Genomic DNA, 15,021 nt, shown 5'->3' on the forward strand with positions numbered 1-15,021 from the left:
TCGTCAAGTCTTGACTTCCCCACTTGACGCACCCAGGCTGCACGTAACCCATGTTTTAAAACGTTTCAACATCGAGGAGACATGGTGGGGCCTCCCGTGGTGGAGCTGGCCGAGGTGAGCAAGGCGTTCGGTGCCGTCCGCGCGCTGTCGGGGGTGTCGTTGCGGCTGCTGCCCGGCGAGGCGCACGCGTTGCTCGGCGAGAACGGCGCCGGCAAGTCGACACTGATCAAGACGCTGGCCGGCGTGCACCGCCCGGACGCCGGACGGGTGCTCGTGGCGGGACGGGAGCGGCGGTTCTCCGGGCCCGGCGACGCGCTCGCGGCCGGGATCGCGATCATCTACCAGGAGCCGACCCTGTTCGGTGACCTGACGGTGGCCGAGAACGTCTTCATGGGCCGCCAGCCCCTCGGGTTCGGCCGCCGCATCGACGTGGCGTCGATGGAGGCGAGGACCGCGGAGCTGTTCTCGCGCCTGGGAGTGCGGCTCGACCCGGCCCGCCCGGCGCGTGGACTGTCCATTGCGGACCAGCAGCTCGTGGAGATCGCCAAGGCGCTGTCGTTCGACGCACGCGTGATCGTGATGGACGAGCCCACGGCCGCGCTCTCCGCGCACGAGGTCCGGCGGCTCTTCGGTGTGGTGCGGGCGTTGCGCGAGCAGAACGCCGCCGTCCTGTTCGTCTCGCACCGCCTGGACGAGGTCTTCGCGCTGTGCCAGCGGGCCACGGTGCTGCGCGACGGCGCGTTCGTGTGGTCGGGCGAGCTGGCGGAGGAGACGCCGGACTCGCTGGTGCGCAGGATGGTCGGCCGCGAGCTGTCGCAGCTCTACCCCAAGCAGGACACCACGACCGGCGAGGTGCTGCTGGAGGTGCGGCGGCTGACCCGCGAGGGCGTGTTCACCGACGTGTCGTTCGGCGTGCGGTCCGGCGAGATCGTCGCGCTGTCCGGCCTGGTCGGCGCGGGCCGCAGCGAGGTCGCCCGCGCGATCTTCGGTGTCGACCGCTCCGACGCGGGCGAGGTCCTGGTGCACGGCAAGGCGGTGAAGCGCGGCTCCCCCACCGCCGCGATGGCCGCGGGCATCGGTTTCGTGCCGGAGGACCGCCGCCAGCAGGGACTGGTCGTGGAGGCCTCGATCGAACGCAACACCGCGCTCGCCTCGCTGGGCCGCCTGTCGACGTTCGGCCTGCTGCGCCGCCGCACCGAACGCGCGCTGGCGCAGGACTGGGCGGTCCGGCTGCGGCTCAGGTTCGCCCGCCTCAGCGACCCGGCCGGGGTGCTCTCCGGCGGCAACCAGCAGAAGGTCGTGCTCGCGAAGTGGTTGTCGCGCAATCCTTCCGTGCTGATCGTCGACGAACCCACCCGCGGCATCGACGTCGGCACCAAGGCGGAGGTGCACCGGCTGCTGTCCGAGCTCGCCGGGCAGGGCGTGGCGGTGCTGATGATCTCCTCGGAGCTGCCGGAGGTGCTCGGGATGGCCGACCGGGTGCTGGTGATGCACGAGGGACGGCTGGTCGAGGAGCTGTCCAGGGCCGAGGCCACCGAGGAACGGGTCGCGCTGGCCGCCGCGGGACAGGCGGTGACGCGATGACGCCCACCGCACCCGCCAACGCCGACCCGGCACCGCTCGCCGCGGCACCCGCCGACGCCGCCCCGGCAACGCTCGCCGCGGCGCTCGCCCACGCCGACCCGGCAACGTTCGCCGCGGCGCCCGCCGACGCCGACCCGGCACCGCCCACCGCCCCCGCCAACGCCGACCCGGCACCGCTCGCCGCGGCGCTCGCCAACGCCGCCCCGGCAACGTCTTCTGCCCCCGCCGGCGACCTGCGGGCGGTGGCCGGATGACCGCGCAGCTCGACACCGCCGCCCCACACACGACCGGCCGCACCGCACGCACGCTGAGCAACCGCGTCGGCCGGGTCCGCGAGCTCGGCATCCTCGTCGCCCTCGCCCTGGTCGTCGTGCCGACGGCGCTGGTGAACCCGCGGTTCGTCCAGCCGCAGAGCCTGCGCGACCTCCTGCTCAACGCCTCGATCGTCGCCCTGCTCGCCGTCGGCCAGACCCTCGTCGTGGTGACCCGCAACGTCGACCTGTCCGTCGGCTCGGTCCTCGGCCTGTCCGCTTTCCTGACCGCGCGGCAGTTCGCAGACCACCCCGGCACGCCGCTGGTAGCGGGCATCGGGTTCGGCGTCGCCGTCGGCCTCGCCTGCGGGCTGCTCAACGGCCTGCTCGTGGCGCTGGGCAACGTTCCCAGCCTCGTCGTCACCCTCGGCACGCTGTACGTGTTCCGCGGCGTCGACTACGCGCTGGCGCAGGGCCGCCAGGTCAACGCGGCCAACCTCCCCGACGCGCTGCTCGACCTGGGCAGCGCGCGGGTCGCGGGCGTTCCGGTGCTCGTGCTGGTCACCGTCGTGGTGATCGCCGTCGCCGCGGTGCACCTGCGTTCCTACCGGTCCGGCCGCGAGCTCTACGCGATCGGCTCCAACCCGGAGGCCGCCGTCCTGGCCGGTATCCCGGTCGCGCGGCGCACGCTCACCGCGTTCGTCGCGTCCGGGCTCGTCGCGGGACTGGCCGGTGCGCTGTGGGTGGCCCGCTACGGCACGGTCGACGCGGCCGCGGGCACCGGGCTGGAGCTGCAGGTCGTCGCGGCCGTCGTGGTCGGTGGCGTGGCGATCTTCGGCGGGTCCGGAACGGTGGCGGGTGCGGCGCTCGGGGCGTTGCTGCTCGCCACGATCACGAGCTGCCTGGTGGTGCTGCGGATCCCCGCGTTCTGGCAGCAGGCCATCGCGGGCGCGCTGCTGCTGAGCGCGATCACCGTCGACCGGCTGCTGGCGCTGCGGCTGGCCAGGGCGCTGCGCCGCTCGGAAGGGAGCAGCCGTGCGTAGTCTGCTGCGCTGGGAGACCGCGCTGGTCCTCCTGCTGGTCGTGGTCGCGCTCGGCGGCCAGGTCGGCACGGACGGCGCGTTCCTGTCCGGCGGCAACCTCTTCTACCTCGGCCTCGACATCGGCGAGATCGCGTTGATCGCGCTGCCGCTGACGCTGGTGGTCGTGGCCGGCGAGATCGACCTGTCCGTCGCGTCGGTGCTCGGGCTGTCCAGCGCGTTGATCGGCTGGTTCTGGAACGCGGGCTGGCCGCTGGAGACGATCCTGCCGGTCGTGGTCGGCATCGGCGCTGTGGCCGGCGCGGTCAACGGCCTGCTGGTGACCCGGCTCGGCCTGCCGTCGCTGGCGGTCACGATCGGCACGCTGGCGCTGTACCGCGGGCTCGCGCTGGTCGTGCTCGGCGACACCGCGGTGGCCGACTTCCCGGCCGCCTACACGGCGTTCGGCACCACACCGCTGCCCGGCACGAACGTCCCGTACCCGGTCGTGCTCGCCGCCGTGCTCGCGGTGCTGTTCGGGATCGCGTTGCACGCCAGCACGTTCGGGCGCTCCGTCTACGCGATCGGCGCGAACGAGGAGGCCGCGCGGTTCTCCGGCATCCGGGTCAGGCGGATCAAGCTCAGCCTGTTCGTGCTCGCCGGTGCGGTGGCCGCGATCGCCGGCGTCGTCTACACGTTCCGCTTCTCCAGCGCCCGTGCCGACAACGGCCTGGGCCTCGAACTGGCCGTCGTCGCCGCGGTGCTGCTCGGCGGCGTGTCCATCTTCGGCGGCAAGGGATCGCTGCTCGGCGTGCTCGCGGGTGTGCTGCTGCTGGGCGGTCTGCGCAACCTGCTGATCCTGCGGGACACCTCCACCGAGGTGCTCACCATCGTGACCGGTCTCCTGCTGCTGGTCAGCGTGCTCGCTCCCTCGATCACCCGACGCCTCGGAACGCTCAGGAAGGCAACGACATGAACGCACGCTTGGCGCTCGCCCTGGTGGTGTCCGGGGCCGTCGCGCTCACCGCCTGCGGTGGCACGACGAAGGACAGCGCCGGTCAGCAGGCGAACACGGCGGCGAACACCGCGGCCGCCGACCCGAACGCGCCGATCAAGGAAGGCCTGAAGATCACCTTCCTGCCCAAGCAGGTCAACAACCCGTACTTCACCGTGGCGCAGAAGGGCGCCGAGCAGGCGGGCACGGCGACCAAGGCCGAGGTCAAGGCGACCGGCCCGTCCGATGCGGCCGCCTCCTCCCAGGTCACCTACATCAACACCGCCGCGCAGCAGCGCCAGAACGCGCTGGTGATCTCCGCCAACGACGCCAACGCGGTCGCGCCGGCGTTGAAGTCCGCGCGCCAGCAGGGGCTGAAGGTAGTCACGTTCGACTCCGACGCCGCACCGGACGCCCGTGACGTCTTCGTCAACCAGGCCACGCCGCAGGACATCGCGGTGGGCCAGGTGAAGCTGATCGCGGAGGCGATCGGCGGGTCCGGCGAGATCGCGATCCTGTCGGCGACCCCCAACGCCACCAACCAGAACGCGTGGATCGAGACCATGAAGACCGAGCTCGCGAAGCCCGAGTACGCGAAGGTCGAGCTGGTGGATACCGCGTACGGCAACGACGACGACCAGACGTCGTTCCAGAAGACGCAGGGTCTGCTGCAGGCGCACCCGAACCTCAAGGGCATCATCTCGCCGACCACCGTCGGCGTCGCCGCGGCGGCGCGCTACCTCAGCTCGTCGGAGTACAAGGGCAAGGTCGCGCTGACCGGGCTCGGCACGCCGAACCAGATGCGCAAGTTCGTGCAGGACGGCACGGTCGGCTCGTTCGCGCTGTGGGACCCGAGCAAGCTCGGCTACCTCGCGACCTACGCCGCCGCGGCGCTCGCGTCCGGGCAGATCACCGGTGCGCAGGGCGAGAAGTTCAAGGCGGGCGAGCTGGGTGAGTACACCATCGGCGCCAAGGGCGAGGTCGTGCTCGGGCCGCCGACGGTGTTCACCAGGGACAACATCGAGAAGTTCGACTTCTGACCATGCGGGTCTGCTTCACGCTGCGGGTCCGGCCGGACCGCGTGGCCGAGTACCGGGAACGGCACCGCGAGGTGTGGCCCGAGATGCGGGCCGCCCTCAGCGAAGCGGGGTGGCGCAACTACTCCCTCTTCCTCGCCGGGGACGGCCTGCTGATCGGCTACCTCGAGTGCGACGACTTCGACTCCGCGCTGGCCCGGATGGCGCGGACCGGCGTGAACGCCCGCTGGCAAGCCGAGATGGCCGGGTTCTTCGTCGGTGAGGGCAACGCCGACGACCGGATGCGGCCGCTCACCGAGGTCTTCCACCTCGACTGATCTTTTTGGGGACGAGCATGGACGTGAAGGCCGCGCTGCGCGAGCAGCGGATCGAGACGCCGTCGTGGGCGTACGCGAACTCGGGCACCCGGTTCAAGGTGTTCGCGCAGCAGGGTGTCCCGCGCACGCCGTACGAGAAGATCGACGACGCTGCGGTGGTGCACCGGCTGACCGGGGTCGCGCCGACGGTCGCGTTGCACATCCCGTGGGACGAGGTGGACGACTACGGCAAGCTCGCGGCGCACGCGCGTGACCGCGGGGTGGCGCTGGGTGCGATCAACGCCAACGTCTTCCAGGACGACGACTACCGGCTCGGCAGCGTCACGCACCCCGACCCGGTGGTGCGGCGCAAAGCCCTGGCGCACCTGCTGGAGTGCGTCGACATCATGGACCGGACGGGGTCGCGCGACCTGAAGCTGTGGTTCGCCGACGGCCTCAACTACCCCGGCCAGGACGACATCCGCTCCCGGCAGGACCGGCTCGCCGAGGCCCTGCACGCGACCTGTGAACGCCTCGGCGCCGGCCAGCGGATGTTGCTGGAGTACAAGCTGTTCGAGCCGGCGTTCTACGTCACCGACGTGCCGGACTGGGGCACGGCGTACGCGCACTGCACGCAGCTGGGTGACAAGGCGCAGGTGGTGATCGACACCGGGCACCACGCGCCGGGCACGAACATCGAGTTCATCGTGTCGTTCCTGCTGCGGGCCGGCAAGCTCGGGGCGTTCGACTTCAACTCGCGCTTCTACGCCGACGACGACCTGATGGTGGGCTCGGCCGACCCGTTCCAGCTGTTCCGGATCATGCACGAGATCGTGCTCGCCGACGCGCTGAGGCCCGCGGCGGGCATCGCGTTCATGCTCGACCAGTGCCACAACATCGAGCCGAAGATCCCGGCGATCATCCGGTCGGTGCTCAACGTCCAGGAGGCCACGGCCAAGGCGCTGCTGGTCGACCGCGAGGCACTCCGGGCCGCGCAACGGACCGGTGACGTGCTCACCGCGAACGGCGCGTTGATGGACGCCTACAACACCGATGTGCGGCCGCTGCTGCGGGAGCTGCGCGAGGACATGGGACTGGATCCCGACCCGATGGCCGCCTACCGGCGGTCCGGGTACGCCGAGCGGATCGTCCGGGACCGGGTCGGTGGCGAGGCCGCCGGGTGGAGTGCGTGATGGGCGAGGTCGAAGCGCTGCTGGGGCGGAGCAACCGGCTGGGTGCCGACCCGCGCAACACCAACTACGCGGGCGGCAACACCTCCGCCAAGGAGACGGCGGTCGACCCGGTGACCGGGCAGCCGGTGGAACTGCTGTGGGTCAAGGGGTCCGGCGGCGACCTGGGCACGCTCACCGCGGCCGGGCTCGCGGTGCTGCGGCTGGACCGGTTGCGGGCGTTGCGACAGGTCTACCCCGGCGTCGAGCGCGAGGACGAGATGGTCGCCGCGTTCGACCACTGCCTGCACGGCAGGGGTGGCGCGGCGCCGTCGATCGACACGGCGATGCACGGGCTGGTGGAGGCCGCGCACGTCGACCACCTGCACCCGGACGCCGGGATCGCGTTCGCCACCGCGGCCGACGGCGAGGCGCTGGTGCGGGCCTGCTTCGGCGACCGGGTGGTGTGGGTGCCGTGGCGGCGGCCGGGGTTCCAGCTGGGGCTGGACATCGCGGCGGTGCAACGTGAGCACCCGCGGGCGATCGGCGTGGTCCTCGGCGGGCACGGCATCACCGCGTGGGGCGCGACGAGCGAGGAGTGCGAGGCGCGGTCGCTGGAGATCATCCGGACCGCGCAGCGGTACCTCGACGAGCACGGCCGCGCGGAGCCGTTCGGGCCGGTGGTGCACGAGCCGTTGCCCGAGGCCGAGCGCTGGGTGAGGGCCGCCGAGCTCGCGCCGGTCCTGCGCGGCCTGGCCTCGACCGACGCACCGCAGGTCGGTCACTTCACCGACGCCGGCGTGGTGCTCGACTTCCTCTCCCGCGCACGGCATCCCGAGCTGGCCGCGCTCGGCACGTCGTGCCCCGACCACTTCCTGCGCACCAAGGTCCGGCCGCTGGTGCTCGACCTGCCGCCGTCCGCGCCGCTGCCGGACGTGGTCACGCGCCTGAGAGAGCTGCACGACGCCTACCGCGCGGACTACCGGGCCTACTACGAACGGCACGCGGAACCGGACAGCCCGCCGATGCGCGGCGCGGACCCGGCGGTCGTCCTGGTGCCGGGCGTGGGCATGTTCAACTTCGGCCGCGACGAGCAGACAGCGCGGGTGGCCGGTGAGTTCTACGTCAACGCGATCAACGTGATGCGGGGCGCCGAGTCGGTGTCGCGGTACGCGCCGATCGAGGAACGCGAGAAGTTCCGCATCGAGTACTGGGCGCTGGAGGAGGCCAAGCTGGCGCGGATGCCGAAGCCCAAGGCGCTCGCCACCCGCGTCGCGCTCGTCACCGGTGGCGGGTCGGGCATCGGCAGGGCCATCGCGCGACGGCTGGCCGCCGAAGGTGCGTGCGTGGTGGTCGCCGACCGCAACGGTGACACCGCACGTGAGGTCGCCGAGAGCATCGGGAACGCGGACGTGGCGGTGCCGGTGACGGTCGACGTCACGGACGCGGCCGGGGTCGCGGAGGCGTTCCGGACCGCGGTGCTCGCGTTCGGCGGCGTGGACCTGGTGGTCAACAACGCCGGTCTGTCGATCTCCAAGCCGCTCGCCGAGACCACCGAGGCCGACTGGGACCTGCAGCACGACGTGATGGCCAAGGGCTCGTTCCTGGTGTCTCAGCAGGCCGCGAAGGTGATGCGGGCACAGGGCATGGGCGGCGACATCGTCTACATCTCCAGCAAGAACGCGGTGTTCGCCGGACCGGACAACGTGGCGTACGGGGCGGCGAAGGCCGACCAGGCGCACCAGGTCCGGCTGCTCGCGGCCGAGCTGGGCGGTGACGGCATCCGCGTCAACGGCATCAACCCCGACGGCGTGGTCCGCGGCTCCGGCATCTTCGCCGGCGGCTGGGGCGCGCAACGGGCCGCCGTGTACGGCGTGCCGGAAGAGGAGCTCGGCGCGTTCTACGCCCGGCGCACGCTGCTCAAGCGGGAGGTGCTGCCCGAGCACGTCGCCGCGGCCGTGGTGGCGCTGACGGCGGGCGAGCTGTCGCTCACGACCGGGCTGCACATCCCGGTCGACGCCGGTGTGGCGGCGGCGTTCCTGCGATGAGGGCGGTCGCGGCGGTCGACCTCGGCGCGTCCAGCGGCCGGGTGGTGCGCGGTGCCGTCGGCGACGGCACCGTGCACGTCGAGGAGGTGCACCGGTTCCCGAACGGGCCGGTGCGCCTGCACGACACGCTGCACTGGGACGTGCTGGGGCTGTACCGGGAGGTCCTGACCGGGCTCGCGCTCGCCGGTGAGGTCGACGGCATCGGCATCGACAGCTGGGCCGTCGACTACGGTCTGCTGGACGAGCGCGGGGCGTTGCTCGGCAACCCGGTGCACCACCGCGACGCCCGCACGGCCGGCATCACCGCGCCGGACGGCCTGTACGAGGTCAACGGCCTGCAGTTCCAGCCGTTCAACACGATGTTCCAGCTCCAGGCCGAACCGCTGCTGCCGCACGCGGCCCAGCTGCTGCTGATCCCGGACCTGCTGACCTACTGGCTGACCGGCGAACGCGGCGCCGAGTACACCAACGCCACCACGACGGGCCTGATCGACGTCCGGAGTGGACGGTGGTCGGCCGAGCTGACCCGTGCCCTGCCACGGGGTCTGCTCCCGGACCTGCGCCACCCCGGCGACCCGGCCGGCACCTTCGAGGGCGTCCCGGTCATCGCGGTCGGCTCGCACGACACCGCGTCCGCCGTGGTGGCCGTGCCCGCCGCCGACGACCGGTTCGCCTACATCTCCTGCGGCACCTGGTCGTTGGTCGGTGTCGAGCTGCACTCCCCCGTGCTGACCGCGGCGAGCAGGGCCGCCAACTTCACCAACGAGGGCGGCGTCGACGGCACGATCCGTTACCTGCGCAACGTGATGGGCCTGTGGCTGTTGCAGGAGTGCCTGCGCCGCTGGAACACCGCGCTGGAACCGCTGCTGCGGGCAGCCGCGCACGCCCGGGGCACGGTGTTCGACCCCAACGACCCGGTGTTCCTGCCGCCCGGCGACATGCCGGCCAGGATCCAGCGGTGGTGCCGCGCGCACGACCTGCGCGTGCCGGACACCCCCGCCGAGATCGTCCGGTCCGTCCTGGACAGCCTCGCGATCGCCCACCGCGACGCCATCGCGGACGCGCAACGGTTGTCCGGCAAGGAGGTCCGGGTCGTGCACGTCGTCGGCGGCGGCTCGCGCAACGAACTGCTGTGCCAGCTCACCGCCGACGCGTGCGGCCTCCCCGTCCTCGCCGGGCCCGCCGAGGCGACCGCGCTCGGCAACGTCCTGGTGCAGGCACGTGCCGTCGGCGCGACGCACGGCACGCTGGCCGACCTCAGGAAGCTGGTGCGGGAGTCACAGCCGCTGCGGCGCTACCTCCCCCGGTGAAGGTCCGCACCGAGCGCCGAGCCGACATCCACCAGGCGATGCCCGCCCCGGCCTGCTCGATCATCCGCCTGCGGGAACTCGTTCCGAGCTGATCGCCCAACGGCGTCGGCCGAGGGCTCGCGGTAGCCGGAAGCGCGGTAGCGGACCGCCTGCGAAGGGCGCTGTTCTCGCCGGCGCGCTGGAACCCATCGATTTACCGGGCTGAAGTACCCGGTCGGATACTCATCACCTCCCGCTTCCGTGACCGGCGCGGCCTCTTGCTGACCAGGCAGTGTTATTCAACGCCACCATGGTGGTTCCAGCAGCGCACTGGACCTGCCCGGCGCCTTTACTCGACGGTGCAAGCGAACGCCGTCAACTGGAGGCACAAGACATGATCTTCGGAAGAGTCGCCGCCGTGGTCGCCGTGGCCGCCTCGGCGCTGCTCGTCGCACCGGTCTCCAACGCAGCCCCACCCGATGCGCAGGAGAACGTGTGGATGATCGAGAGCGTCACCCGGCCCGGCGATGTGTGGGACCAGACCAACTGGGCCTGGGACCCCGAGTACCCGGTCATCCCCCACCCGCGCCACAACGAGGACAACCAGAAGTGGTACATCTCCGATGACGGTGGCATCAGGAGCGTGCGGTACGACTGGTGCGTGACCTCGATCGACGGCAAGCTGGCAGGCCGCTCGTGCGACGGCTCGCACGCCCAGCGGTGGAAGGGCTCGTCCTACGACGGTTACCACTCCTGGCTGTTCGAGCTGGGTGACACCGGCCGGTGCATCACGCACAACGGCGTGTACAAGGAACTGGTCCTCGCGGCGTGTGATGCCGATCGGAGCGACCAGCGCTGGATCATCCACCGGGTGTGATCGGCACCGTGCCGGCCGGGCACGTCCCGGCCGGCACGGGTCAGCGCCGGCGAGAGGCCGGGCTGCCCTGGGCGGCTGTGCAGCCGGGGTGGCCACCTGCCGTTGAACGCGCCGTTCTGGCGATTCACCTGAACGTGGAGCCTTTGGTGTGCGTGGCTGTCCACACTCGCCGGTGGAATCAGGAATCATTGGCGGTTCACCGTCGATTGTGGAAGGCCGTCATCCCCATGCGCATGATCGAGAAAATTGCCATCGCCACCGCCGCGGCCGGTGCGGCGTTGTTGGCCGCGCCGGCCGCACACGCCGGTCTGCTCGACGGCTCGGCCAACAACGCCGACCTCCTCGGTCACATCGGGTTGCTGAACAGCAACCTCAACTCTGACGCGACCACCACTGAGGTCGGCAACTCCAACAGCCGGCCCGAACGCCCCGTCGCCGATGTCGATGTCGACCTGGACTCACTGGCGTCCGCTGTCCGCTGACGCCAACGGGTCACCGGGTCCTGCAACAGCACCGTCGCTTCGGTTGGCGGCTACGGGTGAACACGCACTCGCAGCCGCCGGGACGCAGCTCAGTACCCGGCCGCCACGTCGAGGATCCAGGTGACGCCGAACCGGTCGGTCAGCATCCCGAAGGCCGGGGCCCACTGCGCGGGGCCGAACTGCTCGATCACCGTCGCACCCTCGGCGAGCCGGTCCCAGTGCGCGGCGACCTCCTCGACGCTCTCGCCGCGCACGGACAGGAAGAAGGGCTCGGTGGTGACGGTCGTGCCGTTCTCCCTGCGCGTGGTGGGCTCGCCGGAGGCGACCGCCTCGTCGGCGCCCGGCACGTCGTAGGCCATGACGCGGAAGCCGTTGTCGGCGACGACCTGGCCGAACACCACCTTCGCCGCGCCGGGCAGCTCGGCGGGCATGCCGAAGTCGCCGTAGGTGGCGATGGTGGTCTTGCCGCCGAACACCGCGCCGTAGAACTCCAGGGCCTCCCTGGCCTGGCCGCGGAAGTTCAGGTGGGTGACTGCGTTGAGCGACATTGATGTCCCCTGGGGAGTGGTTCCGCACCGGAGGTTTCCGGCGACGAGGACCACGATGCCGGTAGTAGCGGACAGGGAACGTCCGCTACTTGTGCGAGGCTGGCAACCATGCCGATCGCTTCCTCGACCACCACCTCCGGGCGCCTGCTGTCGTTGCTGTCGCTGCTGCAGGTCCGCCGCGACTGGCCGGGCGGGCTGCTCGCCGACCGGCTGGGGGTCAGCGAGCGCACGGTGCGGCGTGACGTCGACCGGTTGCGCGAGCTGGGTTACCTGGTGCACGCCGTCAAGGGGCCCGACGGCGGGTACCGGCTGGAGGCGGGCAGCGCGGTGCCGCCGTTGCTGTTCGACGAGGAGCAGGCGGTCGCGCTGACCGTGGCGCTGCGGATCGCGGTCGGGACGGGAGCGGGCATCGAGGAGGCGGCCGCGCGGGCGCTGGTGACGCTGCGCCAGGTGCTGCCGGCACGGCTGCGGCGGCGCATCGACGTGCTGGACGTCGGGTCGGCCGGTGGCGGGCCGCAGGTGGACACCGAGGTCCTGCTCGCGGTGAGCGCTGCCGTCCGTGCGCGGGAGGAGCTGCGGTTCGACTACCGCGCTCCCGGTGCCGCGGAGGGCGACGGGCCGCCGCGCCGGGTGCAGCCGCACCACCTGGTGAGCCGGGCCGGTCGCTGGTACGTCGTCGGGTGGAGCGCCGAGCGCGGCGACTGGCGGACCTACCGGGCCGACCGGATGACCCTGCGGACCCCGAACGGACCACGGTTCACGCCGCGGGAGGTGCCCGGTGGCGACGTCGCCGCGTTCCTGTCCGCGCGGTTTAAGGGTTCGGACACCACGGCGTGGCCGTGCCGGGGCGAGGTGGTGCTCGACCTGCCGGTCAGCGAGGTCGCGCCGTTCGCGGGCGAGGACACCGCGCACGACGCCGGGCCCGGCCGGACCCGGCTGCTCACCGGGTCCTGGTCGTGGGCCGCGCTCGCGGCGAAGCTGGCCCGCTTCGACACCGAGGTCGAGGTGGTGAGTCCGCCCGAGCTGCGCGACGCGTTCGCCGACCTGGCCGCGCGCGCCGCTCGGGCGGCCGGGCTCAGCCCACCGTCCCGGTGACCGCGCTGCCGGACTTCGTGACGTAGTAGGTGAGCTTCGCGCCGCTCCAGTAGTGGAACGTCAGGGTGACCCGCCGGTTGTCGGCGACCTCCGCGAAGAACTCCGGCGTGAGCGTCGTGGTGCCCGCGGTGTAGTTCGGCGCGAACGTGCGGTCGAACTCCTTGAAGGAGGTCCAGTTCTGCGGGCCCGCGTTCGACCCGTCGTCGTACTTCGCCTCCATCGTGGCGAGCAGGTCGCCGCGGAAGGTCGTCGGGATCGCGAACGCCGCGGTGGTGCCGGTCGCGTTCCGCAGCACGGGCACGTCGTAGGTGACCAGGTTGATCCGCCACGGCACGCCCTGCGAGAAGTGCGCCGTGATCGTGGCGTTCGTGCCGTACTCGCGGGCTCCGCTCAGCCGGGTCAGCGCCGCCGCGGTCAGGGTGAGCTGGTCGCCCTGCACGGTGTAGTCGGTGCCGCGCACCAGTTCCGCCGTGCCCTGGCGCAGGCCGCTGAACGTGGTCCCGTTGAGGTTCAACGTGATCGTCTTGGCGGTGACCGGGCTCGACTTCGCACTGAACACCTGGTCGGTCGAGGCGGTGCCGGACCGCGTGGTCCAGCTGGACCTGATCTGCGCGATCAGCTCGGGATCACTCCACTGGAACGACGTGCGGCCGAAGTGCTGGCCGTTGTCCCACAGCATCGTGGTGATCTTCTTGGCCTTCGCGTAGTAGCCGAAGTACTCGAAGAACTTCAGCTTCTCGCCCTGCTCGATCGTGCCGGTGTGCCGGTCGAACCCGAGCAGGCCGTACTCGCCGAGGATCACCGGGATGCCCCGCGCGACGAACGAGTTGTACACGCGGTCGAACGAGTCCGTGAGGTCCTTTTGCGCGGTGGCGTCGAAATGCGTGCCGCCGGCCACGTTCACGCTGAACGGCCAATAGCCGTAGTAGTGGACCGTCGCGGCGATGTTCGGGTCGTTGAACGTGGTCAGCGACGCCGTCAGCTCGTCGATCCGGGCCTGGTCGGACGAGGTGTGCAGGGTCGGCAGGACGAGCAGGCGGCTGGTGTTGTTGCCGCCGGAGCGCCGCACGATGTCGCGGAACGACGCGTTGAGCTCGTGCAGCAGCTGGGCGTTCTGCGCGTCGCCGGAGCTGCCGGTGAACTGGGGTTCGTTCACGCTCTCCAGCACGAGCTTCGCCGGGGAATCCTTGAAGGCGGCGGCGAGCTGCGTCCAGGTGGCGTTGTAGCGGGCCAGCACACCGGTCCGGTCGGTCGGCATGGTGTTGATCCACTGCCACGAGTCGTGGTGGATGTTGATCAGCACGTGGAAGCCGTCCGCGAGCGCCCAGCCGACGACCTCCTTGACGCGGGCGAGGTAGGCGGGCTCGATGGTGTAGCCCGGTGCCGGGCCCTGGTGCTGGCCCCAGGTCACCGGGATGCGGATGCTCTTGAAGCCCTGCGCCTTCACGTTGTCCAGCAACGCTTCCGTGACCCGCGGGTTGCCCCACGACGTCTCGTCGGCACCCGTCGCGTCCAGCGAGTTGCCGAGGTTCCAGCCCGGCTGCATCGCCGCGACCTGGGCCATCGCGTCACCGGGCGCCGGGTTGCCGGACGTGGTCGTGGTGGTGGTCGTGGTCGTCGGTGGCGTGCCGGGGACGCCCGTGCAGGTCACGCCGTTGAGCGCGAACGACTGCGGCGCCGTGTTGGTGCCGGACCAGCTGGCGTTGAAGCCGAAGGAGACCGAGGCGTTCGGCTCGATCACCGCGTTGTAGCCCGCGTTCGTGGCCGTGACCTGGTTGCCCGACGACGTCACCGTCGCGTTCCACGCCTGGGACACCTGCTGGCCGGACGGCCACGCCCAGGTCAGCCGCCAGCCGTCGACCCGGTCACCGACGTTGGTCACCGCGACGTTCGCGGTGAAGCCGCCGGACCACTGGCTGGCCACCGCGTAGTCGACCTTGCAGCCGGGTGCCGCCGCGGCCGGGGTGACGGCGGCCAGGCCGATGGTCCCCGCCACCGCCACGAGTGCCGCCGCCAGCGCGGCGCCACCACGGCGAACCGCCTGGAACCTGTCGCGAAGTCCGGTCATGGCACGCCTTTCCGAGCCCGGCGCGGGTGCAGGAGCACTCCCTCCGAACCGCACGTTCGGAGGGAGTGCTCGAAGGGGCCGTCGCAGCCGCCACGACGCCGCACCGTGGCGATCCGCGCCCTGTTCGACCCCTGGCTCAGGAGCTGGGAGCGCTCCCAGTCGATTGCCGGACTGTAACCACGCCGGGAGCCGATCGGGAAGACCTGTCGAACACCGGTCGAATTGAAAGCGAACCTCACGTTGCACTCCGGGTGATCGGCGAAA

The 15,021-nt window shown here is 71.5% G+C and carries 14 protein-coding genes; 12 read left to right on the plus strand and 2 right to left on the minus strand.

All coding sequences use genetic code 11. From position 1 onward, the window contains the following. The first annotated feature begins 81 nt into the window (after positions 1-81). The 11 genes from ADL03_RS21340 to ADL03_RS47260 all read left to right on the plus strand — a co-directional run bounded on the left by ADL03_RS21340 (position 82) and on the right by ADL03_RS47260 (position 11,046). Positions 82-1,584, plus strand: a complete 1,503-nt coding sequence (locus ADL03_RS21340; protein WP_053735283.1) for a sugar ABC transporter ATP-binding protein — start codon at positions 82-84, stop codon at positions 1,582-1,584. Next, positions 1,581-1,838, plus strand: a complete 258-nt coding sequence (locus ADL03_RS21345; RefSeq protein WP_053735284.1) for a hypothetical protein — start codon at positions 1,581-1,583, stop codon at positions 1,836-1,838. The genes ADL03_RS21340 and ADL03_RS21345 overlap by 4 nt, the downstream gene beginning before the upstream one ends. Then, the gene (locus tag ADL03_RS21350) at positions 1,835-2,878 is read left to right on the plus strand and encodes an ABC transporter permease (protein ID WP_053735285.1); all 1,044 of its coding nucleotides are present in this window, start codon (positions 1,835-1,837) and stop codon (positions 2,876-2,878) included. The genes ADL03_RS21345 and ADL03_RS21350 overlap by 4 nt, the downstream gene beginning before the upstream one ends. After that, positions 2,871-3,830 carry an ABC transporter permease gene (locus ADL03_RS21355; protein ID WP_053735286.1) on the plus strand — a complete coding sequence of 320 codons (960 nt, stop codon included), beginning with the start codon at positions 2,871-2,873 and terminating at the stop codon, positions 3,828-3,830. Before ADL03_RS21350 ends, ADL03_RS21355 begins: the two co-directional genes overlap by 8 nt. Continuing rightward, complete coding sequence (gene rhaS / locus ADL03_RS21360; RefSeq protein WP_053735287.1) at positions 3,827-4,888, plus strand: rhamnose ABC transporter substrate-binding protein; 1,062 nt, start codon at positions 3,827-3,829, stop codon at positions 4,886-4,888. The genes ADL03_RS21355 and rhaS overlap by 4 nt, the downstream gene beginning before the upstream one ends. A 2-nt stretch (positions 4,889-4,890) precedes the next feature. Beyond that, positions 4,891-5,202 carry an L-rhamnose mutarotase gene (locus ADL03_RS21365; RefSeq protein WP_053735288.1) on the plus strand — a complete coding sequence of 104 codons (312 nt, stop codon included), beginning with the start codon at positions 4,891-4,893 and terminating at the stop codon, positions 5,200-5,202. A gap of 17 nt (positions 5,203-5,219) precedes the next feature. Beyond that, positions 5,220-6,374 carry an L-rhamnose isomerase gene (rhaI, locus tag ADL03_RS21370; RefSeq protein ID WP_053735289.1) on the plus strand — a complete coding sequence of 385 codons (1,155 nt, stop codon included), beginning with the start codon at positions 5,220-5,222 and terminating at the stop codon, positions 6,372-6,374. Beyond that, positions 6,374-8,398 (plus strand): bifunctional rhamnulose-1-phosphate aldolase/short-chain dehydrogenase, encoded by a 2,025-nt coding sequence (locus tag ADL03_RS21375; protein ID WP_053735290.1) that lies wholly within the window; start codon positions 6,374-6,376, stop codon positions 8,396-8,398. Before rhaI ends, ADL03_RS21375 begins: the two co-directional genes overlap by 1 nt. Then, positions 8,395-9,708 carry a rhamnulokinase family protein gene (locus ADL03_RS21380; protein ID WP_053735291.1) on the plus strand — a complete coding sequence of 438 codons (1,314 nt, stop codon included), beginning with the start codon at positions 8,395-8,397 and terminating at the stop codon, positions 9,706-9,708. Before ADL03_RS21375 ends, ADL03_RS21380 begins: the two co-directional genes overlap by 4 nt. A gap of 373 nt (positions 9,709-10,081) precedes the next feature. Further along, positions 10,082-10,564: a ricin-type beta-trefoil lectin domain protein gene (locus tag ADL03_RS21385; RefSeq protein ID WP_053735292.1), complete on the plus strand. Its 483-nt coding sequence runs from the start codon at positions 10,082-10,084 to the stop codon at positions 10,562-10,564. Beyond that, a complete protein-coding gene (locus tag ADL03_RS47260) occupies positions 10,561-11,046 on the plus strand; it encodes a hypothetical protein (protein WP_157529053.1) in 486 nt (161 codons plus the stop codon). The genes ADL03_RS21385 and ADL03_RS47260 overlap by 4 nt, the downstream gene beginning before the upstream one ends. Before the next feature lie 89 nt (positions 11,047-11,135). Here ADL03_RS47260 and ADL03_RS21395 read toward each other — a convergent pair whose 3' ends face one another. Further along, complete coding sequence (locus ADL03_RS21395) at positions 11,136-11,594, minus strand: VOC family protein (RefSeq protein WP_053735294.1); 459 nt, start codon at positions 11,592-11,594, stop codon at positions 11,136-11,138. A 108-nt stretch (positions 11,595-11,702) separates the two neighbouring features. Between ADL03_RS21395 and ADL03_RS21400 the strand changes: the two genes are divergently transcribed. Further along, positions 11,703-12,689 carry a YafY family protein gene (locus ADL03_RS21400; RefSeq protein WP_053735295.1) on the plus strand — a complete coding sequence of 329 codons (987 nt, stop codon included), beginning with the start codon at positions 11,703-11,705 and terminating at the stop codon, positions 12,687-12,689. On the opposite strand, the gene ADL03_RS21405 is transcribed toward ADL03_RS21400, so the two are convergent. Next, the gene (locus ADL03_RS21405) at positions 12,670-14,757 is read right to left on the minus strand and encodes a cellulase family glycosylhydrolase (RefSeq protein ID WP_082373333.1); all 2,088 of its coding nucleotides are present in this window, start codon (positions 14,755-14,757) and stop codon (positions 12,670-12,672) included. The two genes, ADL03_RS21400 and ADL03_RS21405, sit on opposite strands and share 20 nt — an antisense overlap. Between the last annotated feature and the right edge of the window lie 264 nt (positions 14,758-15,021).

The organism is Nocardia sp. NRRL S-836, from assembly GCF_001279525.1.
GTDB lineage: Bacteria > Actinomycetota > Actinomycetes > Mycobacteriales > Pseudonocardiaceae > Lentzea.